Origin of the sequence: Exiguobacterium sp. s39 (assembly GCF_018618925.1) — a bacterium.
GTDB classification, from domain to species: Bacteria; Bacillota; Bacilli; order Exiguobacteriales; family Exiguobacteriaceae; genus Exiguobacterium_A; species Exiguobacterium_A abrahamii.
This window is the reverse complement of sequence record NZ_JACSNA010000004.1, coordinates 23,566-50,402: the sequence shown is the minus strand read 5'-3', so window position 1 is coordinate 50,402 and position 26,837 is coordinate 23,566. Positions and strand designations below refer to the sequence as shown.

23 protein-coding genes and 1 riboswitch are annotated in these 26,837 nt (G+C 48.7%); of the genes, 3 read left to right on the top strand and 20 right to left on the bottom strand.

Annotation, left to right across the window (positions count from 1 at the left end; all coding sequences use genetic code 11):
- Positions 1-6: 6 nt before the first annotated feature.
- From dapD to KNQ11_RS14680, 9 genes are all read right to left on the bottom strand, one after another.
- Positions 7-714: a 2,3,4,5-tetrahydropyridine-2,6-dicarboxylate N-acetyltransferase gene (gene dapD / locus KNQ11_RS14720; RefSeq protein ID WP_029340774.1), complete on the bottom strand. Its 708-nt coding sequence runs from the start codon at positions 712-714 to the stop codon at positions 7-9.
- A complete protein-coding gene (dapB, locus tag KNQ11_RS14715) occupies positions 701-1,447 on the bottom strand; it encodes a 4-hydroxy-tetrahydrodipicolinate reductase (protein WP_047395015.1) in 747 nt (248 codons plus the stop codon). The genes dapD and dapB overlap by 14 nt, the downstream gene beginning before the upstream one ends.
- Positions 1,444-2,325 carry a 4-hydroxy-tetrahydrodipicolinate synthase gene (dapA, locus tag KNQ11_RS14710; RefSeq protein ID WP_023467119.1) on the bottom strand — a complete coding sequence of 294 codons (882 nt, stop codon included), beginning with the start codon at positions 2,323-2,325 and terminating at the stop codon, positions 1,444-1,446. Before dapA ends, dapB begins: the two co-directional genes overlap by 4 nt.
- Before the next feature lie 17 nt (positions 2,326-2,342).
- Complete coding sequence (locus KNQ11_RS14705; RefSeq protein WP_214772465.1) at positions 2,343-3,335, bottom strand: aspartate-semialdehyde dehydrogenase; 993 nt, start codon at positions 3,333-3,335, stop codon at positions 2,343-2,345.
- A 13-nt stretch (positions 3,336-3,348) separates the two neighbouring features.
- Positions 3,349-4,548, bottom strand: a complete 1,200-nt coding sequence (locus tag KNQ11_RS14700; protein ID WP_047395005.1) for an aspartate kinase — start codon at positions 4,546-4,548, stop codon at positions 3,349-3,351.
- Between the two features lie 113 nt (positions 4,549-4,661).
- Positions 4,662-4,839: riboswitch (Lysine riboswitch) on the bottom strand.
- A 70-nt stretch (positions 4,840-4,909) separates the two neighbouring features.
- On the bottom strand, positions 4,910-6,280 hold the full coding sequence (gene argH / locus KNQ11_RS14695; protein ID WP_214772457.1) for an argininosuccinate lyase: 1,371 nt from the start codon (positions 6,278-6,280) through the stop codon (positions 4,910-4,912).
- Positions 6,277-7,482 (bottom strand): argininosuccinate synthase, encoded by a 1,206-nt coding sequence (locus KNQ11_RS14690; protein WP_050678063.1) that lies wholly within the window; start codon positions 7,480-7,482, stop codon positions 6,277-6,279. Before KNQ11_RS14690 ends, argH begins: the two co-directional genes overlap by 4 nt.
- Positions 7,483-7,600: 118 nt before the next feature.
- Entirely contained in the window at positions 7,601-8,029 is a 429-nt protein-coding gene (locus KNQ11_RS14685; RefSeq protein WP_023467111.1) for a GNAT family N-acetyltransferase, read from the bottom strand.
- On the bottom strand, positions 8,026-9,174 hold the full coding sequence (locus KNQ11_RS14680; RefSeq protein WP_214772455.1) for an alanyl-tRNA editing protein: 1,149 nt from the start codon (positions 9,172-9,174) through the stop codon (positions 8,026-8,028). Before KNQ11_RS14680 ends, KNQ11_RS14685 begins: the two co-directional genes overlap by 4 nt.
- Positions 9,175-9,302: 128 nt before the next feature.
- On the opposite strand from KNQ11_RS14680, the gene phnF reads away from it, so the two are divergent.
- A complete protein-coding gene (gene phnF, locus KNQ11_RS14675) occupies positions 9,303-10,037 on the top strand; it encodes a phosphonate metabolism transcriptional regulator PhnF (protein ID WP_029340766.1) in 735 nt (244 codons plus the stop codon).
- 56 nt (positions 10,038-10,093) lie between these two features.
- On the opposite strand, the gene KNQ11_RS14670 is transcribed toward phnF, so the two are convergent.
- The 5 genes from KNQ11_RS14670 to KNQ11_RS14650 all read right to left on the bottom strand — a co-directional run bounded on the left by KNQ11_RS14670 (position 10,094) and on the right by KNQ11_RS14650 (position 17,515).
- Positions 10,094-11,206 (bottom strand): LCP family protein, encoded by a 1,113-nt coding sequence (locus KNQ11_RS14670; protein ID WP_231681811.1) that lies wholly within the window; start codon positions 11,204-11,206, stop codon positions 10,094-10,096.
- Between the two features lie 299 nt (positions 11,207-11,505).
- A complete protein-coding gene (gene nagB / locus KNQ11_RS14665) occupies positions 11,506-12,267 on the bottom strand; it encodes a glucosamine-6-phosphate deaminase (RefSeq protein WP_050679000.1) in 762 nt (253 codons plus the stop codon).
- Complete coding sequence (gene nagA / locus KNQ11_RS14660; RefSeq protein ID WP_214772453.1) at positions 12,264-13,421, bottom strand: N-acetylglucosamine-6-phosphate deacetylase; 1,158 nt, start codon at positions 13,419-13,421, stop codon at positions 12,264-12,266. The genes nagB and nagA overlap by 4 nt, the downstream gene beginning before the upstream one ends.
- Positions 13,422-13,604: 183 nt before the next feature.
- On the bottom strand, positions 13,605-16,163 hold the full coding sequence (gene mprF, locus KNQ11_RS14655) for a bifunctional lysylphosphatidylglycerol flippase/synthetase MprF (RefSeq protein ID WP_214772451.1): 2,559 nt from the start codon (positions 16,161-16,163) through the stop codon (positions 13,605-13,607).
- Positions 16,160-17,515 carry an MATE family efflux transporter gene (locus KNQ11_RS14650; protein ID WP_023467101.1) on the bottom strand — a complete coding sequence of 452 codons (1,356 nt, stop codon included), beginning with the start codon at positions 17,513-17,515 and terminating at the stop codon, positions 16,160-16,162. Before KNQ11_RS14650 ends, mprF begins: the two co-directional genes overlap by 4 nt.
- A gap of 92 nt (positions 17,516-17,607) precedes the next feature.
- Here KNQ11_RS14650 and KNQ11_RS14645 point away from each other — a divergent pair, with 92 nt between their 5' ends.
- Positions 17,608-18,396 carry a CHAD domain-containing protein gene (locus tag KNQ11_RS14645; protein ID WP_149426803.1) on the top strand — a complete coding sequence of 263 codons (789 nt, stop codon included), beginning with the start codon at positions 17,608-17,610 and terminating at the stop codon, positions 18,394-18,396.
- On the opposite strand, the gene glsA is transcribed toward KNQ11_RS14645, so the two are convergent.
- The 3 genes from glsA to KNQ11_RS14630 all read right to left on the bottom strand — a co-directional run bounded on the left by glsA (position 18,387) and on the right by KNQ11_RS14630 (position 22,887).
- Positions 18,387-19,319, bottom strand: coding sequence for a glutaminase A (gene glsA, locus KNQ11_RS14640; protein ID WP_023467099.1), 933 nt, complete (start codon positions 19,317-19,319; stop codon positions 18,387-18,389). The two genes, KNQ11_RS14645 and glsA, sit on opposite strands and share 10 nt — an antisense overlap.
- A 127-nt stretch (positions 19,320-19,446) precedes the next feature.
- Entirely contained in the window at positions 19,447-22,023 is a 2,577-nt protein-coding gene (clpB, locus tag KNQ11_RS14635; RefSeq protein WP_214772449.1) for an ATP-dependent chaperone ClpB, read from the bottom strand.
- 6 nt (positions 22,024-22,029) lie between these two features.
- Positions 22,030-22,887, bottom strand: a complete 858-nt coding sequence (locus KNQ11_RS14630) for a DnaJ C-terminal domain-containing protein (RefSeq protein WP_050678995.1) — start codon at positions 22,885-22,887, stop codon at positions 22,030-22,032.
- Between the two features lie 195 nt (positions 22,888-23,082).
- Here KNQ11_RS14630 and KNQ11_RS14625 point away from each other — a divergent pair, with 195 nt between their 5' ends.
- A complete protein-coding gene (locus KNQ11_RS14625; RefSeq protein ID WP_023467094.1) occupies positions 23,083-23,277 on the top strand; it encodes a YwbE family protein in 195 nt (64 codons plus the stop codon).
- Between the two features lie 56 nt (positions 23,278-23,333).
- On the opposite strand, the gene KNQ11_RS14620 is transcribed toward KNQ11_RS14625, so the two are convergent.
- From KNQ11_RS14620 to KNQ11_RS14610, 3 genes are all read right to left on the bottom strand, one after another.
- On the bottom strand, positions 23,334-24,509 hold the full coding sequence (locus KNQ11_RS14620; protein ID WP_214772441.1) for a M20 metallopeptidase family protein: 1,176 nt from the start codon (positions 24,507-24,509) through the stop codon (positions 23,334-23,336).
- 13 nt (positions 24,510-24,522) lie between these two features.
- Positions 24,523-25,377, bottom strand: coding sequence for a MurR/RpiR family transcriptional regulator (locus KNQ11_RS14615; protein WP_023467090.1), 855 nt, complete (start codon positions 25,375-25,377; stop codon positions 24,523-24,525).
- Positions 25,378-25,648: 271 nt separating this feature from the next.
- Positions 25,649-26,827 (bottom strand): CamS family sex pheromone protein, encoded by a 1,179-nt coding sequence (locus KNQ11_RS14610; protein WP_047394974.1) that lies wholly within the window; start codon positions 26,825-26,827, stop codon positions 25,649-25,651.
- Positions 26,828-26,837: the final 10 nt, after the last annotated feature.

Here is a 26,837-nt window from a genome sequence, read left to right as displayed (position 1 = left end):
CGTCAATCAGAGTGAACGTAAATCATCCACCAATTGCGTCTTCTCTTCTGTTTTCGCATCTTTCTGTTTAATGACACGTGCAGGTGTTCCGGCAACGACGCTTCCAGCAGGTACGTCTTCTGTGACGACACTACCAGCAGCGACGACGGCATCTTTACCAACTTTGACCCCTTCGAGGATGACTGCATTCGCACCGATCAAGACACCGTCTTCAATGATGACAGGTGTTTTTGAAGGTGGTTCGAGGACACCCGCGACCACTGCACCTGCGCCGACATGAACGTTTTTCCCAATCGTCCCACGTGCACCGACGACAGCGTTCATATCAATCATTGTACCATCTCCGATTGATGCACCGATATTGATGATGGCACCCATCATGACGACCGCGTTATCACCGATGACGACATGATCACGAATCCATGAACCTGGTTCGATGCGCGCATTCAAGTGACGTGTATCAAGCATTGGTACCGCACTGTTGCGACGGTCATACTCCACGTGAACATCTGTGATGCGATCTGAATACTTTTCTAAGAAAGTAGCCGCAAGTCCTGCATCCGCGAAGAAAATCTTTGATTCATCTGATCCGAACGCTGTAGCGCCTTCGATCGTCAAGCCCGCCAAATCGCCGTTGACGTAAAGTTTTACCGGTGTTTGTTTTTTAGCATCTTTAATGAATTTAGCAATTTCGTAAGCATCAGTGAGTAACATGTGAATCCTCCTGTGTGTAGAGCGTCTCTAATGTATAGAGTCCCGCTGTTTTTTGAATGAGTGCTTCAGCTGCTTTAATCGCACCAGAAGCAAATACTTTTTTCGATAACGCCGTATGTTTGATTTCAATCAATTCGTCGACACCTGCGAATAAGACTTCGTGTTCACCGAAGATCGTTCCACCGCGCATCGCATGCATCCCGATCTCGTTCGTCTCTCGCTTTTGCCGCGTCTGTGATCGGTCATACACCGGTGTCACGTCACGTGCCGTCTGAATCGTTTGCAATAACAACTCAGCCGTTCCGCTTGGAGCATCGACTTTTTGGTTGTGATGTTTCTCGAGCAATTCGATGTCATACGCCCCTGCTAGTGGCACAAGTGTCTTCAGCAGTTGCTGCACCATCGCGATGCCGTACGACATATTGTACGACTGGAAGATTGGAATTTCTTTCGCAGCGTCCTTGATCGATGTCAGTTCCGCTTCTGAAAAACCAGTCGTTGCAATGACGAGTGGTGTTTTTGTCGCCAGCCCGTATGCGAGCAGATCCGGTAGCAAACTCGGATGGGAGAAGTCGATGATCGCATCGACCGTCTCTGACATCTCCGTTAGCTCGGCATATGAAGCGATCGTATCGGATGACTTCGTCCGGTCAACGATCGCCACGACACTTTGTGGTGCGAGTTCGACGACGTATTGTCCTGTCGCCCCATAACCGTGTAACGCGAGTTTCATCGAACCACTCCTTTGTAAGCCCGCATCGTTTCGAGTAAGTGGGCATGTCCCGCTTCCGATTGACGGACGAGCGGCAAGCGCGGCGCACCGACAGCAAAGCCAAGTTCTTCAAGCGATGCTTTGACTGGAATCGGATTAACGTCACTGAACAAGGCACCGATGACCGGTAACAAGTCTGCCTGAATCCGGCGAGCTGTGACGAGATCTTGTGCGAGTAACGCCTCAGCAAGTGCTTGTGTCTCTGCTGGGTACGGGTTCGAAAGAACTGAGATGACGCCTTGTGCCCCCCATGCCATGTACGGCAGGATTTGATCATCATTTCCACAGAAGACCGCGAAATCTTCCGGAATCGCCGCCATCAGTTCACCCATGAAGCTGACGTCTCCACTCGCCTCCTTAAACGCTTGGATTCGTGGATGACGTGCTAACGTCACTGCTGTTTCGACTGCGATCGCAACTCCTGTCCGCGATGGAACGTTGTACAGCATGATTGGTAATTCGGTTGCATCAGCGACCGCCGTGAAATGTGCGACGAGACCCGCTTGCGATGTTTTATTGTAGTACGGTGTGACGAGCATCGCTGCGTCCGCACCGAGGCGCTCTGCGAGTAACGTCTTCTCGATTGTTGCTGCCGTGTTGTTCGAACCCGTTCCGGCAATGACTGGTACTCGTCCTGCCGTGATTTGAACGGCAGTCGTCAGTAGTTGTTCGAATTCCGTGTTCGTCAGTGTCGATCCTTCTCCTGTCGTTCCTCCGACGACAAGCGCCTGAATTCCTGCTGCGAGTTGTTGCTCGATCAAGCGTTCGAATACGTGTAGATCCAACTCGCCTGCTTCATTAAATGGTGTGACGAGCGCTGTACCTGCTCCTTTGAACATGAAGAACTCCTCCTTTTTTATGAATGAATCGACTGTTCGATTGCTTGGCGTGCGACTTGTACGGCATTCGAGGCGGCACCTTTTCGAATGTTGTCGGCTACACACCAGAGATGGAACGTGTTCGCGAGACTATCATCTTGTCGAATCCGACCGACGTAGACGTCGTCCGTACCACTTGCATCGAGTGGCATCGGATAACGCGTATTCGCGACATCATCGATGAGGACGACGCCCGGTGCGCCTTCAAGTGCTTCACGGATCGCTGCAACCGTCGTCGGCTGCGTAAACGTGACGTTGATCGCAACCGAGTGAGAATTCGTGACTGGAACACGCACACATGTCGCACTGACTGGTAGTGCTGGAAGATTGAAGATTTTCCGTGTTTCGTCAATCATCTTCTGCTCTTCTTTCGTATAGCCGTTCTCAAGGAACACATCGATATGTGGCAAGATGTTATCGTGAATCGGATGCGGATAATTGACGGGCTCTTCTCCGCGTGCTCCACGTGCCAGATCCTCGATTCCTTTTTGACCAGAACCGGATACGGCCTGATACGTCGTATAGTTGACACGCTCGAATCCCAGTGACTGGAGCGGTGCTAAGGCGACGACGGATTGAATCGTCGAACAGTTCGGATTTGCGATCAAGCGGTCCGTCACTTGAATCGCTTGTGGATTGACTTCTGGCACGACAAGCGGAATCGTCTCCTGCATCCGGAAAGCACTTGAATTATCAACGACGAGTGTTCCGTTTTCAGCTAGTAACGGGGCATATTGTTCACTGATCGTTCCGCCCGCCGCGAACAACGCGACGTCAATCTCGTCTTCCGTGATACTTGGTGTCAGTGCTTGGATCGTAATGGCTTCTTCCTTGAACTGTACCGTGTTCCCTGCTGAACGAGCAGAAGCGTAAGCGGACAGGCGGCTGACCGGGAAGTCCAGTTCGGCTAGTACTTGTAACATTTTTTGACCGACGGCGCCGGTTGCTCCAATGACTGCTACATGATACATCCTATTTTCCTCCTTATAACTCGAACGCGTTTGCAATCGCTGCAACCGTCCGTTCAATATCTGCTTGTGCAATCGTGTATGAGATGCTGATTTCTGAAGTCGTAACTTGATAGAACGGAATGTTCTCCGCTCGGAAGATTGCGAACAACTTCGAAGCGACACCTGTTGCATCCCGCATCCCGATGCCGACGACAGATAACTTCGCGTGCTGATTGTGGCGGTCGACCTTGACTGTCGTGAAGCGATCCATGATGTCTTTCAATGCTTCATCGAGGAACTCTTCCTCATCGAGTGGACATGAGAACGATAAGAAGATGTCACTGTCGAACGTCGTTTGACTGATCATGTCGATGTTGACGTGGCGATTGGATAACAGTTCGAAGATATCGGCTACTGCTGCGTTCGTTTGCGGTACGTGTTTGATTGATACCGTCAAGACGTTCTTCGTCACACTGACACTCGTCACCGCTTTTTGTTCCATTGTTTCCGTCGCTTCCATGATCCATGTTCCCCTTTTCGATTCAAGTGTTTTCCCGACGAAGATGTGTACGCCGTATTTTTTTCCTAGTTCGACACTCCGCATTTCCATGACCTTCGACCCGAGGGCGCTCATCTCCATCATCTCATCATATGAGATGTGCGGAATCGGTTGAGCAGCAGCATGGATTCGCGGATCAGCTGTATAGACACCGTCGACATCGGTATAGATTTCGCACCGTTTATCAAGGACTGCCGCAAGGGCAACTGCCGTTGTATCCGACCCACCCCGTCCAAGCGTCGTGACATCACCGAGTTCGTTGACACCTTGGAATCCGGCGACGATGACGACATCGTACGTTTCGAGTTTTTGTCGTAACAGATCTCCATCGATCTGTTTGATCTTACTTTTCGTATGCACGCCCATCGTGCTGATTCCTGCTTGAGCGCCTGTTTGTGATAATGCTTTGACACCGAGCGAGTTGAGGGCGATGCTGAGTAATGAAATCGTCTGTTCTTCTCCGATGGCAAGCAGTCGATCGAGTTCTCTTCGCTCGGGGCGATCCGTGATGGCTTGCGCCTGAGCGATCAAAGAATCTGTCATCTTGCCCATCGCCGAAACGACGACGACGAGTTTTTCACCTTCGGCTGCGCGACTCTTCAAATAATTCGCAATAGACTGAATCTGTTCGACAGTCGCAACCGAGCTTCCACCAAATTTAAGTACAGTTGTCACAATCCTATCTCCTTTGTCCCGATACAGAAAAAAAACGACGGGCCGGTAGGAGCGTTCCTACGGCCCGTCGTTATCACGATCGGACAAACGAAGACAAAGTCATTCGTTCTTTTACGTAAGATAGCGCTCCGAAACATCGGTTTCGGCAGTACAACGGATCTTAACCGTTGTACCAGCAAACAAGAAGAAGCATCTTCTCGTTCACTTCGGCGGACTTCCCCTTTCACATCATTCGGCATGCTTGCCTTCAAGAATGATGCTACTCATGTCATCCGCGCCTCTATCTGTCGGTTGTTAGTTACAGTTATAGCAGACATCTTTTGTTAAATCCAGTCATTTGACTGTTTTTTTTCAAAATTCGTCAATTCGCAAGATGCTGTTTCGCGAGTTCGAGTTGCTCCGACACGGCAGCAAACCCTGTCCCGCCGTAGCTAGTCCGGCGTGCTACTGCTTGAACCGGATCGAGGAGCGGATAGACGTCTTCCTTGATATCAGGATGGAACGTTTGATACGTCTCGAGGTTCAAATCCTTCAGGAAACAACCGTTCTGCACACAGTAAAGGACGGCTTTGCCGACGATTTCATGCGCTTCCCGGAACGGTATGCCTTTCGTTACAAGGTAGTCGGCGAGTTCCGTTGCATTCGAGAAGTCTTGCATTGTCGCCTTCTTGAGCGCTTCGGTCTTAAACGTCGCAGATTCAATCATTCCGGTGAAGATTTGAACGGATTGGAGAACGGTATCTGCTGTATCGAAGACCCCTTCCTTATCCTCTTGCATGTCTTTGTTGTAAGCGAGTGGTAATGCCTTCATCGTCGTCAAGAAGCCCATCAGATTGCCGTAGACGCGCCCCGTTTTCCCACGAATCAATTCAGCGAAATCAGGATTTTTCTTCTGTGGCATCATGCTCGACCCTGTCGAGAAAGCATCAGACAACTCGATGAAGCCAAATTCTTGCGATGCCCAGATGATGATTTCTTCACAAAAACGCGAGAGATGCATCATGACGGTCGAGGCGATCCCGAGGTATTCGATGACGAAATCGCGGTCGGAGACAGCGTCGAGACTGTTCGGATAGATTGACTCAAAACCGAGCAACTCGGCAGAACGGAAACGATCGATTGGGAATGTCGTCCCTGCGAGCGCGCCTGCCCCGAGCGGTGATTTCCGGATCCGCTTTTGATTATCCGTCAACCGTTCGACATCACGTTCGAACATCCAGAAATAAGCGAGCAAGTGATGCGCAAGCGAGATCGGTTGTGCCCGTTGCAAATGTGTATAACCTGGCATGACCGTCTCGATATGTTGCTCAGCTTGTTCCGTGATAACCGATTGGAGCTCGCGTAATGCCGTCGTCAACGCTTCAACATGTTGTTCCATCCATAGATGTAAATCCGTTGCGACCTGGTCATTTCGGCTCCGTGCCGTATGCAGTTTTCCTGCAACCGGACCAATCTGTTCCGTCAATAGACGCTCGAGATTCATATGAATGTCTTCATCTGCTAGCGTATACACATGATCCGCTAACGTCGTTTCCAGTTGCTTCAGTCCTTGCTCGATTTGTGTCCACTCGTCTTGAGCGAGGATCCCTTGTTCAAATAGCATCTGCGCGTGTGCGAGACTGCCTTTTAAATCGACGCTCGCTAATTTTTGATCGAACGTGATCGATGCTCCGAAGGCTTCCGCTTGAGCGGAAGCACTTTCCGTAAAACGTCCACCCCAGAGTTTGGTCATTTCGTTACACCCGCCTGACGATGTACGCTCGCATGAGTCGAAACGGCAAGTCCGTGTAATTTGATGAAGCCTTTTGCTGCTTCATGATCGAACGCGTCTTCTTTCGTATACGTCGCAAGTTTCTCATCGTAGAGTGAGACAGCGGACTGACGACCTGTCACGGTTGCGTTTCCTTTGAACAGTTTAACGCGAACTTCTCCTGTGACGTCCTGTTGTGTCGCCGTCAGGAATGCTTTCAAGCCTTTTGTCAATGGTGCATGGAAGAGACCGTTATAGATCGTTTCTGCGTATTGTTTGCTGAGTAGTGGTTTGAAATGCGCGACGTCCTTCGTCAATGTAATCGTCTCGAGTGCAGCGTGAGCTTTGAGTAAAACCGTTGCTCCTGGGCACTCATAGACTTCCCGCGATTTGATACCGACGAGACGGTTCTCGACGTGGTCGATCCGTCCGACCCCATGTGCACCAGCGATGATGTTCAGTTCCGTGATCAGTTTCGCCAGTGGATATGTTGTTCCGTTGATCGAGACCGGAACACCTGCTTCAAAGCCAATGATGACTTCTTCTGCCTGATCCGGTGCGTCTTCTGGCGCTACTGTTAACGCGTAAGCGTCTTGTGGTGGCTCTGTCCAAGGGTTTTCTAGGACGCCACACTCGTTACTCCGTCCCCAGAGGTTCATGTCGATTGAGTATGGGCTGTCGAGGTTGATCGGGATCGGCACGTTGTTTTCTTTCGCATAGGCGATCTCTTCTTCCCGTGACCATTTCCATTCCCGAACCGGTGCGATGACTTCGAGTGATGGATCAAGTGCTGCGACCGAAACTTCGAACCGGACTTGGTCGTTCCCTTTTCCGGTACATCCGTGAGCAACCGCTGTTGCACCATGTTGATGCGCGACTTCGACGAGCTTTTCTGCGATCAACGGACGCGAAAGCGCTGAAATCAACGGATAGGCATTTTCGTAATGCGCGCCATATTGAAGTGCCGGTAATACGAAGTCTTGTGCGAATTCTTCTTTTACATCGAGGACGATCGATTCGATCGCACCGACGAGGAGTGCTTTTTCTTTAATGACGGATAAATCTTTTCCTTCTCCGACATCCATGCATAAGGCAATGACGTCATAGTCCTTGCTCAACCATTTAATGGCTACCGATGTATCAAGTCCCCCAGAGTACGCTAAGATCAATTTTTGTTTCGACATGTATAATTCCCTCCTGGTTTTAAATTCATCTGTCTGTATAAAAATTCATTATGAATTATATATATACATAGAAAACAAAAAAAAGAAACCCTTTTTGCAGGATTTCTTTCAAAATGACTTACATTTTTTTCTCCATCGTTCGGTGCGGGATGCCCGCATCATCGAATTCATCGGAGACGATCGTATACCCGAGTCCTTGATAAAACGGGATCGCTTGAACTTGTGCGCCGAGTGTTAGCAATTGCTTCCCTTCGCGACGTGCGACTCGTTCCATCGCCTGCATCAACTCGCCACCGTATCCTTTTCCTCGCGCTGTCGCTAGCGTCGCGACACGCTCTACCTTCATCCGTTGGTCGTCATATGGACGGGTACGACCCGTTGCGACCGGTCGACTCTGCTCATCGAGGACAAGCAGATGAATCGCTGTCTCATCGTGTGTATCGTATTCAAGATGACGTGGTACGCCTTGCTCCTCGACGAAGACACGCTCCCGGATCATCCGGACGGCTTGATGTTGTTCTGCTGTACGTACTTGAATGACTGTCATGACTGATATTCCTCCCGTAATCGATCGACATATGCCATCGCATCATCCCGATTCGTAAATTGTGCCTGTGCCTGAACCGCACTTCCTCCGCCTCGCCCGTTAAATGTTTGGACATGTGCTTTAGCGAACTTCCCGAGATGGGGTTCACCTGGACTACTCATCAGTAACTTGTTCGTCGTCGCATTCCAGACGACGCCGACGCGTCCCGCTTCTTGAATCGCTTTAGCAAGCTGCTCGGATATTTTGATTTCTTCATCCAGATGTTCAAACACAAGAATGCCTTCTTGTTGTTCTAAAGCGTGAGCGAGTGTGAACGTTGCGAGTTGTTCCTGGGCGTATTCGACCTGTTTCGTTAAGCGTTTCTGCTCTTCTTGTAACGCTTGGACGGCTTCTAGCATTTGAACTGGTTTGACCGACAAGGCTTGCGCCGCTTCCCGTAAGGCTCGTCGTTCTGCCTGAACGAGTTGGTATGCCCGTTCCTTCGCGACATAGGACAGACGAATATTTCCACGAATCCGCTCGACTCCGGTAAAGAGAATCGACTCGAGCTGTGCCGTCGAATCAAGATGCGTCCCACCACAGGCACTATAATCGAGTGTGCCGATTTGAACGACACGAATTCGTCCTTCAACTTGTGGTGTTTTTCGTAATGGTAAGCGTAGCGCTTCCGCCTCGTCATACTCTGTCGCCGTGATCGGTAATCCTTGTTCAATCACATGTCGTAATCGTCGATCCAGCTGTTCTTGTTGCATAGTTGTCCATTCAGGTGTCTCGATATCAAGCGTCGAGACCTCACTTCCCGTCCGAAAACTGAGTGTCTTGATATTTGATTCATCTTGTAGGATTGCAGAGATGACATGTTGTGCCGTATGCTGCGCCGCATGATCGATTCGGACTGCGTCATCTACGATACCGGTGACGTCACCTGTGAGCGGCGTCGCCAGTTGGTGCCAGACGACACCGTCTTCGATTTGAACGTCAAGGACCGGTTGGTCGTTCAATGTTCCACGATCCGCCGGCTGTCCACCGCTCTCCGGATAGAAGTAACTTTTCTCTAAAGCAACCCAATAACCATCTACTTGTTTTGTTGCACGAATGGATGTCTGAAAGGTTCGGACATCGGATTCTATTTGTTCGGGGCGCATACCTCGACCACCTTTCTCTGTCAGTTTCACTCTGTATTATGCCATATTTCATCCAGAATCGTTTGTCGGCTTGCCTTTTTCCTAGTACACTAGACGAAAGACTACCGATCGCGAAGGGACGAAATGCCGTGATTCAGCATATCAATAAAAATTCACCACTCCCCATCTACTATCAAATCGAAGCTGCCTTAAAACAACAAATCGAAAGCGGTGTTCTTCAACCTGGCGATCTGATCCCGTCCGAGCGCGAATTTGCGGAAGCGCACCAAATCAGCCGAATGACGGTCCGACAAGCCATTTCAAACTTGGTCAACGCCGGTTACTTGATTCGTCAAAAAGGACGTGGAACATTCGTCGCGAATAAAAAAATCGTCATGCAACTGTCTGGATTGACGAGTTTCTCGGAAGAGATGGAGCACTTAGGTTTAGAACCGACGAGTGCGCTACTTTCCTATCAAATCATCGACGCCTCGATGACGATTGCCAATAAGCTACGGATTCGCGAAGGGGCATCGGTGTATGAACTGAAACGTTTACGAATTGCTGATGAGCAAGCGCTTGCCCTTGAGACCGTCTATATCCCGGAACAGCTCTTACCTGGACTCGATCAAGACGTCGCGACCGCATCGCTCTATGCATTTGCAGAAGCGAGCGGATTAAATCTTGGGCGTGCGAGTCAAACGTTCGAATCACGCCTGGCAACGAAGGAAGAGGCGGGCCATCTTGGTCTATCGACCGCTTCGCCTGTCTTATCTGTCGAGCAACTGACGTATCTTACAACGGAGCAACCGTTTGAATATGTCATCTCTGCTTACCGAGGAGACCGCTATACCTTCACCGTCGAAATGGAACGACAACGCTAAAAATCCCCTTGTATCGTCGTATAGTGACAATGATACAAGGGGATTTTTAGCGTATATTATTGAGCAGGAACGGCTTCTGTTTCCGTCACTGGTTCTTCTGTCGTGCTTTGTGCCGGGTCTGTCTCTTCCTTGATCGGTTCGACTTCTTGACCTTGCATCGCTTTTGCTAAGTTACTTTTCACTTGCTCCAATTGATTCGGATCGAGGTGATACTCCCATTTCCCGCTGATACCAATATAACCTTCTCCAGCGAGTTGGTACTCCGTCGTGTTACGTAACGCTGCTGTGAAATCTGCTAAGCGTGTATAATCGTTCGGACCTAAATTCGTTTCGACGTTATCACCGACAGCATCCAAAATATCACGGTATGCACTGAGGGAACGGAAACTTGCCGCTTCTTTGGCGACCGCTTGAATGACTTGCATCTGTTTTTGACCGCGTCCGATATCACCGAGCGGATCATCATGACGGTTCCGGACGTAAGCAAGTGCTTGCTCTCCTGTTAAATGTTGCATACCTTTATCAACAGTGACAGTACCGGCTTTACGTTTTGAATCTTGCTCTTTGAACGCATATCGTACATCGATGTCTACGCCGTCCAATGCATCAATCAATTGAACGAATCCTTGGAAATTAACTTTAACGACGTGATCGATTTGAATACCGAGCAGGTTTTCTGTCGTTTCACGCGCTAATTTAATCCCATTATAGGAATTCGATTTATCCATCGAACCGAAGTAATGGGCATGGGTGATTTTATCTTGCTCAACACCTGTCTTACCATAAGGTACATCGTATTTCGAATAATCGATGTTCACGAGTGAATCACGCGGAATACTCGTCAACACTAATTGTTCCGTTTTTTTATTTAAGATCCCGACGATCATGACATCTGATCGCGCCGGTTCATTTCGTTCTTTACTTTTTTTCGTTTCATCCGTTCCAAGAATCAAGAACGATTCAGACGGAACATCATCATATTTAGAGCTCACCTTCGAGCCGGGAATGTTAATCTGCGTCTTTGCCAATGTTTCTTGCGTTTTAATAAAAACAGCTCCAGCATATCCAGAACCGATGATTGTGACAAGCAGGACGAGTGCAGCGATGACTTTCATGAACATCTTGCCAGCACTTGGCTGTCTCTTTCGTGCGGATCGCGTTTCCATCATGTAAACCCTCATTTTCATGTAAATTTTCCGTAAAGTTCGCTAATCTCCATTATCCGGACATTTAATGAAATGTCAATTTACGTTTCGGTTAAAGAAATCGTATGGAATCGTTGCACTGAAAAAATCATGGATCCTTAGTGCGCTGTATCATGAGATTGAATGATCTTGGTATATGTCCTGTTGATACCTTTCTATCTAAATAACAAATCGCTTGAGACTAGGCTCAACAGAATCAAAAAAAGGAATAGAGTCAATCCAATGATTGTCTCTATCCCTTTTGATTCATCGCTCTTCCATCGTCATACTTTCATGAAATTCAGATATGCCGCCCGTCCTGTACGTTTAGCGTCATCTGACAATAAAGATGCAGCTTCTTCGTCCAAGATCACCATGACATCAGCATGACGCTTGAGTACAGTTGCTGGACAATCCGTTGTTGCGACACCTTCCATCATATCGCGAACCGCTTCTGCCTTCCGTTCACTAGAAGCAACGAGAAGGATTTTCTTCGCTTCCATGATCGTACCGATTCCCATCGTGATCGCCTTCGTCGGTACTTCTTCTAATCGATCAAAGAATCGTTGGTTCGCTTCTCGTGTCGACTCTGTCAATTCCGTTACGTGTGTCTTAGCATCGAACGGTGTACCTGGTTCATTGAAGGCGATGTGTCCATTCGCTCCGATTCCAAGTAATTGAATGTCGATTCCTCGATTGCGGACGAGCGCTTCATATCGTTCACTTTCGCGCACGGGATCTTCTGTGTCCCCGATTGGAACGAATGATTCCTTAAACGCGACATCTTTGAATAGATGCTCTTGCATGAACGTATGATAACTTTGTGGATGCTCTGGGCTGAGACCGACATATTCGTCTAGATTAACCGTCGTCACATGTCGACAATCGAGCGAATCCTTCCGCCATTCTTCATAAACGCCGACCGGTGAACTTCCCGTTGCCAGTCCTACCGTCAAACCTTCCGGGTGACGCTCAATTTCCTGTTTCAAAAATTGATAGGCCACCTGTGCTAATTCTTCTCCTTTTTCTACGATCATCCATTTCATGAGGTAGACTCCTTTCCGTTCGTGATCCGGTGTCGCGTACCACGATGAATCGTTTCTTGAATGTGTAGCGCTTCGTCGAGCAGGACGATGTCCGCATCCTTGCCGACCGAGAGGCTACCCTTTTGAGTCAATTGAAGTTCTTTTGCCGCATTGACCGATGTCATGCGGACCGCTTCTTCGAGCGAACAGCCTGTATAGGCGATGATATTCCGTAAGGCGGTGTCCATCGTTAAGACACTTCCAGCTAAGCTACCGTTTTCAAGACGTGCCGCACCGTCTCGAACGAATACAGCCTGACCACCTAACTCATATTCACCATCAGCTAATCCTTTTGCACGCATCGCATCCGTGATGACGATCAGTCGATCTGCGCCTTTCATTCGGTAGGCGAAGTCGACCATTTCTGGCGCACTGTGAATCCCATCCGGAATGATCTCCGCATAGACGTCTGGTGTCAGGAGGCAATATCCGACCGTGCCTGGTTCCCGGTGATGAAGTGCCCGCATTTGATTGTAGAGGTGGGTACCATGCGTGACGTGACCGGCTTGGTTTTGGGCATACGTCGCGTCTGTATGTCCGGCTGACGGAATCGCACCCGTCAAGCGCACCGCTTCTTCGAACGCCCGTGCTCCCGGGCGTTCCGGAGCGTATGTGACGAGCTTGATCGTGTTCCCTGCTGCTTTTTGCCATTTCAAGAACTGCTCGACATCCGGTTCGACGATATGTTCGTGAGGCTGTGCACCCGCATAATCCGGATTGATGAATGGTCCTTCAAGATGAACGCCGACGATCGTCGTATCGTCTTGCGCTACGACTTCTCGGACCGTCTCAAGCGCGCGTGTGATATTTCCCCAGTCCTGAGTAATCGTCGTCGCTAAAAATGATGTCACACCTTCTTGTAACATCTGTCGGCTGAAATGACGCAACCTCTCGGCATCTCCATCCATGACATCGACATCATATCCCCCATGAATATGCACATCGATCATTCCCGGAATGAGTGATTGATACTGCGCATCGATCATCTCTTCTCCTGCGATTTCCTCGAATTTCGACATGGGTCCAATCGCCTCGATTGTTCGGTCAAAACGAATGAAGCCGTCTTCAATCGTCTGCTCTCCCGTGTAAATCCGAGCATTGATGATCACTGTCATCTGGCATCTTCCTTTCTCTATCCGTTCCATGACTTGCTTCCGTATCTAGTATAACGCGATTAATTCTAGTTGTATAGACCTTTGTACATTTAAAGGAAATTATAAAAGGACGATCCCGCATATCCGTAGATATAGGGTCGCCCTTTGTATACCCGTCGATTGCCGACTTCATGCGTCAGTCGATCATGGTAATAAAATCCGGTCTTTCTTTCGAGAAATCAGACGCGTTGCTTTTAAGATTGCCATCGGTAACGATTGACGCTTGCGGTAAGCAAGATATCGTCCTTCCCATTTTGGATCGTACTTTTCTTTGTATCGTCGTAGACCGGTGAAACTATACATGTAGCGAATATTATTGAAGACATCCGCTGCCACACGTTCTTGCCAGAAGGACGTCTCGTCCTCTCCGACGGACGAAAGCGGAGCCATTCCCATGTTGAACGTATGGTAGCCTTCATCTTTCGCATACTCGAATAGTCGGATGAACATCGCATCCATGATTCCATTCGGTCCATCTGGTCGAAAACGCATCAAGTCAATCGATAGGACCCCTTCTTGGTAAGCAGGCATGAATGTCATGAACCCGATCAATCGTCCTTCCGCTTCACGCATGATGCCGATCGGTGCCCGGTTTAAATAAGGTTCGTGGAAGTAACCGAGCGAGAAACCTTTCTCGGACTTCCCTCCTAACCATTCGTCGGAGACCTCTTGTAGTTCTGCTAATAGAGTTCCTGAAATAGGTGGCTCGACTACTTCGAACGTCATGCCCTCTCGTTCAAAGCGATTTTTAATCGACCGAAGTCCAGCTCGTTTTTTTCCTGATACAGTGAAAGATGGAATATCAACGATCGCTTCTTCACCAAGTTTGAAGAAGTTGAAGCCAAAATCATGATAGAGAGACATATTTTGCGCTTGAATTTGATAGATGTTCGGAATATATCCAAGATCTTCGACGCGACGCAAGAAAGACGCGATGACTTGTGAATGCTCCTTCGGATCTCCACTAGGGTCGCCAAGGACCATGATCCGATTGCCGGTCTGACTGAACTGGATGAATGAACGTCCTGTTTCGGAGAAGAAGAAACGTTTATCACCTAGAAACGCGAGATGGCTTAAATAATTCCCACCCTGCTCACGCAACACCAACTCGATCTTTTCAGCATCGAATCGCTCACCGAGAACCGGTTGATTGAATGTATTGAATAAGCGGATGAAGACGAGAACATACACGAGCGCAAAGATAGAGGCACTCGCTGCAAACATGAAAATTTCATGTGCCGGATACACTTTTGTTCCGTCTGCTGATCCGAGTGTATAGAAGGCGTATCCAAAAAAGACGAATCCTCCAATGTACAATAGACCAGCGAAGGCAACCCGGATGAACCGTGTCGTCGTAATGAGCGTTCGTTCTCGGTGAAATGCTTTTCGCGACATCAGTAGCAAGACGAGGACGATGATGACGGCAAGGAAGGAAATCAAGTTAAAACCACGAAGTGCCATTCCAATCAACGCGAAAAAAGATGCCCCGTACATCATATATAACGACCGTTTTGTTCGACGATACAGTGCTGTCGATAAGAGGACGAACAATAAGCCGCCCATCAAGAAGAAACTATTCGCGAGTAACAGCGCTTCATGCGGTAATTTCGATTCCAAATATTCATATTGCGTCGAGACAGGTGGTAAAATCGCCAATCCCCAGATCGTGATCCCGGCAACGAGTGTGATCAATGCGAGTGTGAAATGACGAATTTTACTGAGGAATCGCAGTTGTAAGCGCCAAATGACGCCCCCGACCTCCATCGATGGACCAACGATCGGTTTGTCTTCGATCATCTTGACGACCGGACCGCTGAACTCCCGAGCTGAGAAAATGACACCGATCAGGAACGGAATCAAGTAGTAGACAAGACGGTAGATCAATAATCCTGTCAAGACGATGCCTTCCTCGACACCCGCACGCTGCATGCCGATCAAAAACACTAAGTCAAACGAACCAAACCCACCCGGTACCATCGAGATCAAACCGGCTGTCGCAGCGATGATGAAAACACCGATGACTTTTGAGAAACTAACATCCGTTCCGAGCGCTGCCAAGATCAGATAGACGACAACGCCAGCACTGAACCATTCTGCGAGTGAAACGAGTGAATATAACGCAATCGATTTCGGATGGATGCTACTATTGCCTCGTCGAAACGAGAACAGCAGATAGAGTGGAAAGAAGAATGCGACACCAATGATGACGGGCCACAGCCATTTTTTTAAATCGAGCACTTCAAACGCCGGAAAAACGTGTAGAAGCGATAAGGCAGATAAGATGGACAATCCACTGATCAACGTCGGTGCCATCCAGCCGATCGCCTTCAACAAACGACCGCCTTCAACGAATGGTCGATAAAGAGCGGAGCGGATCGCCATCCCAGCGAGACCGCCGAATCCGATGATGCCGTTAAAGGAGTTCGCAATCCAGGATGCTCGGAAAATTAGTCCGATCGGTACTTTCGCCTCCAATGAACGTAATAAGAAGAAGTCATAAAAGAACATCGTCGAGACTGCCGCAAGACCTGCGAGAATCAACAGGATGAATTGCCAAGATGGGACTTGACGAATCGCTTGAATCGATTCCTGTAGCGACAAACTACGCAATTCGTTTTGTCCTTGATAAAAAATGAATCCAATCAAGACGATCGGCAAGATGATCTTCACAATCGTCATGATGCGTTGTTTTGAGAATTTCAAGCTGCCAGCCTCCTTGATTTACGGATTAAATGCATAAGACGAACAAGTAGTAGTGTTGCTCCGACCGCAAGACCGATGATCAATCCCCACCAGTAACCATCTGGTCCGAGCGTCGTATAGCGTTCGAGATAAAAACCTAATGGTAGTCCAATGACCCAGTAGGCAGCAATCGTCAACAAGAAGGTGACGTTGACATCCTTGAATCCACGTAATGCACCTTGCGTCGGTGCAGCAACGGCATCCGACAGTTGAAAGAAAATCGCTAAAATCATGAAATGTGCGGCTGCTTCGATGACTTGAGGATCACGACTATATAAAGCGGCAAGTTCTTCATTCTTTAAGTACAACAAGATCCCGGAGAACAAGGAGACGGCAACACACATCGTCAATCCAATGACGACGTACTGGACAGCGTCCTTAATCCGTTTGGCACCGACCTCAAAACCGACTGTGATCGTCAAAGCGGACGCAGCAGATAATGGGATCATATAGACGAACGAAGCGAAGTTGATGGCCGCTTGATAGGCACCGATGATGACATCGCCGTACGCTCCGAGCAGCAACGTGACCGCCGAGAAAATACTGACTTCAGAAAAAATCGCTAGACCAATCGGAGCACCGAGTAGAATCAATTCCTTGATTCGCTTCATATCTGGACGGTAAAAGCGCCGCAGAATCCCAAGGCGTTGAAATAATTCTCCTTTGAAGACGACAGCGATGATCGCTAGACAGAGAATCCAGTACGTGATGGCAGTCGCAACTCCCGCGCCCACTCCACCAAGTTCCGGAAAACCGAAGTTTCCGAAGATGAATAGATAATTGAAAAGGACGTTAATGGGTAAAGAGATTAGTAGTAAGACCATCGTGATATTTGATTTACCTAATGAATCGACGAGTGTTCGTAAAACGAAGAAAACGAACATCGGTACGATCCCGAGTGCTAACATCACGAGATAATTTCGCGCGACTTCACGCGCCTCTGCTGATAACTCCATCCGTTCGAGAATCGGATTGACAGCAATAAGTCCGATGACGACAGTCAAACCAATGATCACGACAGCAACGTACAACGCCTGCATGACGATCCGTTTGACTTCCCGCTCGCGTTTTGCTCCCATCGCTTGGGAAACGAGCGGTGCGACGGCAAGTAGAATACCGGTCAGTCCTGTGTAGACGGGTGCCCAGAGACTTGCTCCGACCCCGACGCCTGCTAAATCAGCAGAACCATATCGACCGGCCATGACCGTATCGAAAAAACTAATTAAGTAAAACGCGACTTGCGTTACGAGGATCGGAAAGAAAATTTTCATGAATTGCTTCATCTTTCCTGAGAACGTAACTGTTTCTAACATGTTTCCACCACATTTCAGGAGGTGTCCTCCTTAATTTTAAAACCTAGCACTCTTGAACTCTTACGAAAATAATCCGAGGAGGGATTCATCTCATGAACCATCGAGATACTGAAAAGCTGACTTTCGAACTGCTTGAGACATGGTCGACCTTCAATCATTATGCCAAAGAGGCTCAAACGTTTGAAAATCCGGAAGATGTCCATCAAGCGCGGATTCGGTTACGGAAACTAATCACATTCGCCCGATTGGTCGATTTAACGGAGGAACCCGTTTATTTGATTTGGAAGCGGCTGATGCATGCTTTCGGCGAAGTCCGTGACCTCGACGTACAACTCGAAGCAACCTCAAACAAAACAGAAATCGATCAGTTATTCGCGAACCATGTCGCTCTGCAACTTCAAGGGAAACGTTCGACTTTAATCGAGACGATGCATCTCTTGATCTCCAATGAACTGGATCGATCCGTTCGTCGCTTTTTAGCCGGTCCAATGACAAAGCGCCTCAAACGGATGTCAGAAAAAGAGCTGATTCAGGCCGCTGAGAAACGCTATGAAAAAAAACGTGAACAATTTGAAAAAGTGCAACGAAAGGATGGAACGAAGCGTGTCGAACGGATGCATGAATTACGGCTTGCTACAAAAGCATACCGTTATACGGTCGAGTATCTTCGTCCCTACACGCATCAACCGAAGTCTGCTGTCGATCGTCTAAAGGCAACCCAGACACGACTCGGACACATCAATGACACGTATCAGCGATTAGAAAGATGGCGCTCTTTCGAGGTTCCATCTGCTTATCAAGAAGAACGTTTGCGTCAGATCAAGCGGTTAGAGGACGAACTACGTTCTGCGCTTGATCAGATTGAAATCGCTCATGGATGACGTTGAACGAGTAATTCCAGCATCTTTGTTCCGGCAATCGAGTTCCCTTTGGCATCAAGCGATGGTCCAAAGACACCGATTCCGAGATCGGCCATATCGAAATCACTTCGACCGCAAGCAACGACTGCACCGGAAACACCACTTTTTCCTGGAAGCCCGACTTGGACGGAAAATTCTCCAGATGCATCGTACATGCCACACGTCGTCATGATTGCTCGAATGATTCGTGCGTTCCGACGTGAAATGACTTGGCGTCCTGATGGCGTCTTACCGGATGTACTCAAAATTTTCCCCATCATGGCAAGTCCTTTACAGTTCGTCAAAATCGCACATTGTTTCGTATAGACGTCGATGATTTCTTCGACATTGCCTTCGATGACACCGTGATAGCGCATGAAGTAGAGCAACGCCCGATTCAAATCCGTCGTTTCGAATTCTGATTCAGCGACATCTGCGTCATATTTTACCATTTCTACTTCAATATCCAATAGCTTTGCGATGAATTGACGCAATTGAAGTAATTTATCGGCAGCATCCGTTCCCGGTAGCATACTCGTCACGGCTAGTGCCCCTGCATTGATCATTGGATTGAGCGGTTTTGTCGGAATCGTCTCTTCAAGTTTTGCGATCGAATTGAACGCATCGCCTGTCGGTTCCATCCCGACTTTTGAAAAAACATAATCTTCTCCGAATGTCTCGAGAACGAATGCGAGCGTGATGATCTTCGATACACTCTGTAGTGTAAACATCGTATCCGCATCACCTGCCGAAACGAACGTCCCGTCGGCATTACAGACGGCGATTCCGAGTTGTGTCGGATCAACCTTCGCAAGCTCTGGGATATAACTGGCGACTTGTCCAAGCACTGTATACGGACGGCATTCTTCAATCAACTCCTCGAGTTGGGCTTGTGTAACATTCATGGCGTTCCCTCTTTCTCTTTTTTTCTAGCTTATCACGCATCTGACGAATACGGATATGGTTCTTCCGTAAACGCTACAAGGAGTCGACTCGTTTCAGCTGAGTCGACTCCTTTTTCTAGCATCTGCTTCATCCGTGGACGACTAGTTCGCCGTCTTCTACGTCAATCGCAATCCGGGCGCCATCTTGAATCGCCCCACTGATCAAGGCACGGGCAAGTTTCGTCTCAATCGTTCGTTGCATATAACGATTGATTGGACGCGCCCCGTATTGTGGTTCGAAGGCTTCTTCGAAAATCAACGTCTTCGCAGCATCCGTGACATCAATCGTAATGCCACGTCCAGATAAACGTGAACTCATTTTCTCGACCGCTTTGTCGATGATTCGTTCGATTTCCGTCCGGTGGAGTGGATGGAATAAAATCGTATCATCGATCCGGTTCAAGAACTCCGGTCGGAAGTGGCGCTTCAGTTCTTGGCGAACGGCTTCCTCTTCCGCTGCATCGATGACACCATCTTTGGCGGCTTCAAGCAGGATCGGTGCTCCGATGTTTGACGTCATGATGACGATCGTGTTTTTGAAGTCGACGACCCGTCCTTGCGCATCCGTCAATCGACCATCGTCGAGCAACTGAAGCAAGATATTAAAGACGTCGCCGTGCGCTTTTTCGATCTCATCGAACAACAGAACCGAATACGGACTCCGTCGAACGGCTTCCGTCAATTGACCGCCTTCTTCATAACCGACATATCCTGGAGGCGCACCGACGAGACGGGAGACATTGTGTTTTTCCATATACTCCGACATATCGATGCGGACGATGTGATCTTCACTATCGAACATCGCTGCCGCTAAGGCTTTGGCGAGTTCTGTCTTCCCGACCCCTGTCGGACCGAGGAACAAGAACGAGCCAATCGGGCGGTTCGGATCCTTGATGCCCGCGCGCGCTCGAATGACAGCGTCCGCGACGAGACGGACCGCTTCGTCTTGACCGAAGACACGCTCATGAAGCGTATCTTCAAGATAAAGTAATTTTTCCCGTTCGCCCTGCGCAAGCCGCGTCACTGGAATGCCGGTCCATTTCGAAACGATGTCGGATATCTCTTCTTCCGTCACCGCTTCTCGAACGAGTTCGTGTGAGACGTGTTCAGATGACTCTTCCGCGACTTTCAGCCGTGCCTCAAGATCCGGAATTTGACCGTACTTGATTTCCGATGCTCGGTTCAAATCATAGCGTCCTTCCGCTTCTTGTAACACCAGTTTCGCCTTCTCAAGATCCGCACGTAACTGCTGGACACTTTGCGAACTCTCTTTTTCCCGTTCCCATCGCGTCCGCAGCGCACTCTCGTCTTCCCGGACAGAGCTGAGCTCTTGCTGTAAGACGGCAAGTCGTTTCCGGGATGCTTCATCCGTTTCTTTTTTTAACGCCGCTTCTTCGATTTCGAGCTGCATGACCCGACGAACGAGTGAATCGAGCTCAGCTGGCATCGACTCCATATCGGTCCGAATCATCGCACATGCTTCATCGACGAGATCAATCGCCTTATCCGGCATGAACCGGTCCGTGATATACCGATCGGATAACATCGCCGCCGCGACGAGCGCATTATCATGAATCCGTACACCGTGGTGAATCTCAAATCGTTCTTTTAGTCCACGCAGAATGGAAATCGTATCCTCGACATCCGGTTCCGCGACGAGGACTTGTTGGAAGCGACGTTCGAGCGCCGGGTCCTTTTCGATATACTTCCGGTACTCATCTAGCGTCGTCGCACCGATACAGTGCAATTCTCCTCGCGCAAGCATCGGCTTGAGCATGTTTCCGGCATCCATTGCGCCGTCCGTCTTCCCAGCACCGACGATTGTATGCAGCTCATCGATGAATAAGAGAATCTGTCCTTCGGCTTCCTTGACTTCATTCAAGACTGCCTGCAGGCGTTCTTCGAACTCACCCCGATACTTCGCACCAGCGACGAGCGCACTCATGTCTAAACTGAACAACTGCTTGTTCTTCAGACTCTCCGGTACATCCCCTCGGACGATCCGTTGCGCGAGTCCTTCAACGATTGCCGTTTTCCCGACGCCGGGTTCTCCAATCAAGACGGGATTGTTTTTTGTCTTCCGACTCAAAATCCGGATGACACGTCGAATCTCATCATCACGGCCGATGACCGGGTCTGTTTTCCCAGACCGGAAATCCGCTACGAGATCACGTCCGTATTTTTTCAGCACATCAAACGTCTCTTCGGGATTTTTCGTCGTGACCTTCCGATTGCCTCGCATACTGACGATCGCTTCCCGGAGTGTCTCTTCCGTAATGCCTTGACGACGTAAATATTGAGCTGCTGGACTTGATTGTTTGATCAATGCTAGCAATAAGTGTTCGACGGAGACATAGTCATCCTGCATGAGACGTGCTTCCGTCTCTGCTTCCGTCAACACGTTCAGCAACGAGCTACCGATCCGAGGCGTCGTCGCCTGGGACAAAGCAGGAAGTTTACCAATCGCCTCGTCAATCGCTCCATTCAATGTCTCAATCCGTTGATTCAGCTTTTCAAAGACGACTCGTGCAATCCCTTCTTCTTGAGCAAGTAAGGCAAGTAACAAATGCCATTCTGTGATTTCACTATGACGACGTTGTTTCGCGATCGCTTGGGCAGAGACGATTCCCTCGTGTGCCCGATCCGTTAAACGTTCAAAATCCATCCTTGATCACTCCTTCACTGCAAGTTGACGTTCCCACTCTTCATAAAAGGCACGGTCCATCTCAGGTAACTTGACTTCGAGTTGGACAAGTAACGCCCCACGATGACCATTCGCTTGACTCAGACCACGATTTGGAATCCGGAGTCGTGCTCCTGGTTTCGTGCCCGGTTTGACTTTCAGTTTGATTCGTTTCCCTTCAAGCGTATCTGCGACGACTTCGCCTCCGAGCACAAGCGTCGTCGGATGAACACGGACGGTTGAAATGACGTCTTGGTCGACCCGTCGGAACTGATCGTCATCCTTCAAGTGAATCGTCACGTAAACATCTCCCGCGACACCTTGTCGGTTACGCATTGAACTTTTTCCACGTAAGCGAACTTTTTTACCGTCATAGACGTCTTTCGGAAGCGTCAGCTGGATCGAACCCGTCGCAAGACGCACCGTGACTTTTTCGTTCGTACTGAGATGACTGAGTGGGACCGTCAATTCAAGCTCTTCATCGGTCGACACTTCTTCCTGACTAAAGAACGAACCGAACATATCTTCAAATCCGAACGATTGTCCAGGTCGTGTCCGTCCACCACCTCCGAACTGTCGGAACAGATCTTCGTAATCTCCAGCGCCACCAGCTCCAGCGCCTGCCATCTGGTCGAAGTTACTGCCGTATCGATCATACTTCGCTCGTTTTTCCTCATCTCCAAGCACATCGAAGGCTTCTTGGATATCCTTGAAACGCTGGTCCGCACTCGCCTCTTTATTGACGTCTGGGTGATACTGCTTCGCCAATTTGCGGTACGCGCGCTTAATATCTTGATTCGATGCATCCTTTGCGACACCGAGTGTTTGGTAGTAGTCTTTTGCCATTCGAATTCACTTCCTTTTCCTATACTTCATTACCTTAATTATAAAAGTCGTATCTTAATTGGTCAAATATAGTCAAACTTTTTTCTGACATTCTGTTCTCTTTTCACTTTACGTCCTTGCGACAAACAAGTTTCACCGACTGAACCATGTTATACTGATAGCCAAACAGGAAATGAACGATGGGAGGATTTACAGATGGATGGTAAAACACGTAAAAATATTACGCCTGGTCTTAAAGTCAGCATCGTGTTGAAGCAAGATCAACGAACAGGTAAACGAACAGAAGGAATCGTCAAAGACCTTCTCACGAAATCTCCGCAACATCCACACGGGATTAAAGTACGCTTGGAAGACGGTCAAGTCGGTCGTGTTCAAGAAATTTTAGGATAAAAAGACAGCAATCGCTCGCCCTGATTCCTTTTCGGAGTCAAGACGAGCGATTTTTTTCATGCTTTAGTCGCTTGTTCTAAATACCGCCACGTCGCTTCGACAAGAATACGCGCTGCATCAAGCATCGCTGGCTCCTTAAAATCAAACTGCGGATGATGATGCGGTGGATACGAAGCATCTCCCGCTCCTGTAAAGAAGAACGCGCCCGGTATGTGTTGCAGATAATAAGCAAAATCCTCGCCACCCATCGTCGGTTCGATCTCAAATACACGCTCGTCTCCTAGAACTTCTCGTGCGACAGATTCAATCAATGCGGTGGGTGCAGCATGGTTGATGACAGCTGGATAGCCTTTTTCGTATGTAAAGTGATACGTTGCTCCGACTGCTTCACAGATTCCTTTGATCGTTCGCTCCATCCGCTCGATGATATCGTCCGCTGTCGCTTCATCAAACGTCCGGACCGTTCCTGTCAACGTCGCTTGATCTGCGATGACATTAAACGTATTCCCCGCATGTAATGTTCCGACGGTCACGACTGCCGGCTCCAGTGGATTGAGTTGACGACTGACGATTGATTGTAATTCCTTAACGATCGTTGCCCCGAGTAAGACAGCATCAATCGTCTCATGTGGTTTCGCACCGTGTCCGCCTTTTCCATATAAGGTCAGCTCGAACTTATCAGCCGCTGCCATGATCGGACCGGTCCGAACACCGACATGTCCTAAATCGATTGTTGACCAAAGATGCGTTCCGAAGATGGCATCGACCCCTTCGAGACAACCGTCCGCAATCATATCGCGTGCACCGCCCGGAACGACTTCTTCCGCATGTTGATGAATCAAGACGACGTTCCCCGGTAATGATTCTCTCTGTTGCATGAGCGTCTCTGCGACGGCCAACAGCGTTGCCGTATGACCATCGTGACCGCATGCATGCATCACACCCGGAACCGTCGACCGGTACGCGACCTCTTTGGCGTCAGCAATCGGTAAGGCATCAAAGTCAGCACGTAACGCGACGGTCTTCCCCGGTTTTCCTCCACGAATATACCCGACGACACCACGTCCGCCGACCTCCGTCCTGACTTCGATTCCGAGCGCTTTTAAATGTTTCGCGATATAACGCGGTGTCTCGACTTCGTGAAACGACAACTCTGGGTGCTGATGTAAATAACGACGGCGCTCGACCATTTCTGGATACAACGCGTCTAGTCCGGCAGTTCGTTCTGACATATATGTATCCCCCTTATTTCTTTTGATGCAGTGTCTTAACGCTTTCCCGCGTGTATTGGAGGCGTTCGAGTGTGTCTTCATAATGTCCCGCAGCATACGATAAGAACAAGACATCGATCGCAAATAGTTGGGCGAGACGCGAACTGAGCGCTGCACTACGAAGCGGCGCTTCCGGTGCGCGGGATGTCCAAAGCGCGATATCCGCGAGTTGGCTGATCCGATTGTCCCCGAAACGTGTCAGACTGATGACCCTCAGCCCTTGGATTTTCGCCAAACGGATCAACTCGACGACCTCTTCCGTTTCTCCGCTGTAGGAAATCGCAAAGAAGACATCTTCTTTACGTGCATTCGCTAAAATCGTTGCAAGTAGATGCTGGTCCGTTTCTTGAATCGCCAGTTTCCCGACACGCGTCCATTTTTGAGCAGCGTCTTCAGCTACGACATGCGATGCCCCAATCCCGTAAAAATAAATCGCGCGTGCCTGATCAATCACATCAATCGCATCCGCAATCCGTTCATCATTCAACTGCTTCGCAGTATCCTGTAATGCTTGAATGCTGTTACTAAGCGTTTTTTCAATCAAGTCGACAGGACGTTCATCCTTTTCGATATCGTGATACCCTTTTAAATCCGTCCGTGCTGTATCGGCAGAGATGCGCATCCGCAACTCCGGGTATCCCTTTAATCCGAGCGCGCGGCAAAAGCGGACAACTGCAGCGGCACTTGTATCTGATTCCTCTGCAAGTTGGTGAATCGTCATGCGCGCAATTTGGTTCATATGCGTCAAGACATAGTCTGCGACTTTTCGTGAGGATGATGGTAGTTCCTCTCGAACTGCACCGATTTGTGAATAGATACCGCCTTTCATCTACATCTCTCCTTTATCCTCTTCTTTTTAAAAGAACTGACGATTCATTACTTACCGCGTCGTTCCTGTGTGTAGAACTGTTCTTCTTTCATTATGCTCTCTCCGACTGGCTTTCGTAAATCTAAAAAATGGGAAAGTGAAACAAAATACCATTCTTCTTCCATACCCTTCCTTTCTGATTCATATGCTTCTCTCTTCCAGCGTCCGTTCTACAAAAAAAGCGACATTCCGTCCATTGGAGGAATGTCGCTACATAAAGTGAATGGAGAAATCAGCGAATCTTGACGATTGGTTTCTTTGTATCCGGATCGAGGAACAGCATCGCTTCCGTATCCCCGTTCAAGTTCGTCACAGTGATCGTCGTTGGAATGTTTCGATTATACTCCCAACGATTCTCAAGCAGATACGTCACGTACTGAACGAATGCAACGAGTTCTGCTTTTCCGTAAAATTGAACGGGAATCTTCATCTCAAGCTTTTTCAGTTCATCTTCTTGATAGAAGCCTTCTCCCATCATACCGGTGTAGTTCGGGAAGTAGTCTTCTAGACGGTCTTTGAATAAATCGAACTTCGCTGCATCATCTCGCACATCATTCGTCGCGCGTGCTGACGGGTAGTAATAATAGCGTTCATTGTAGTTTTTCCAGTCGTTCGCACTGATTTGATTCCCGCGACCGATGAAGGCAGACGAGAGATAGTGACCGGAAACCGGTGACCCTTCTTTTTCCTGGAGGTAGAGGGCGACGTGAATCGGTGTCGTCTTCATCCCTTGTGTCTTACGCATCTTCTTGACTAAATCATTCGCCATCCGCTTTCCTTCAGCAACGACTTTCTTTTCATCAAGTTTAACAGTATAGGTCGGTCCATAGTTTTCATCTTGGAACACATACTCACTATTTAAGACAAGCGCAATCGACGTGCCACCGAGTTCGAGTTTCTTATCTTCTTCAAGCATGTAGTCTTGCTCTAAGATATGCGATAGAATCATAGGTGACTTTTGGTTTTTTTCTTTATACGACTTACCAGACGTATAGGCTGGGTTCAGACCTTCAGGATCGCTGACGCCATCGCCTGCTTTTCCTTTTCGCAACAACCATTTCGCGATTTGGTCGGCTTCGAGTAACTGACCTTCTTGGTAATAGTATTTTTCCGGATCAAAAAACTGTGTCGAATGACGCATTAAACCCGTTTCGATTTCATCGAGCTCAAGACGTGAACTGACACGTTTTTGTGTCATTCCACGTGCGACACTTGGACGAAACGGCAAGACCGTCCGGTAGTACGAATCCGTCGTATCAATGGCTGGACTGACGACGGCTTGGACTTCCTTACCTTGTTCACTTTCAGTAATGACTTCTTTTGTATCGCTACTTGGCGAAAGGTCGAACGAACAAGCACCTAAAAATAACGTGCTCGATAACGTCAACGCTACTGCTGTTTTATAGTTCATCTCTATTTGC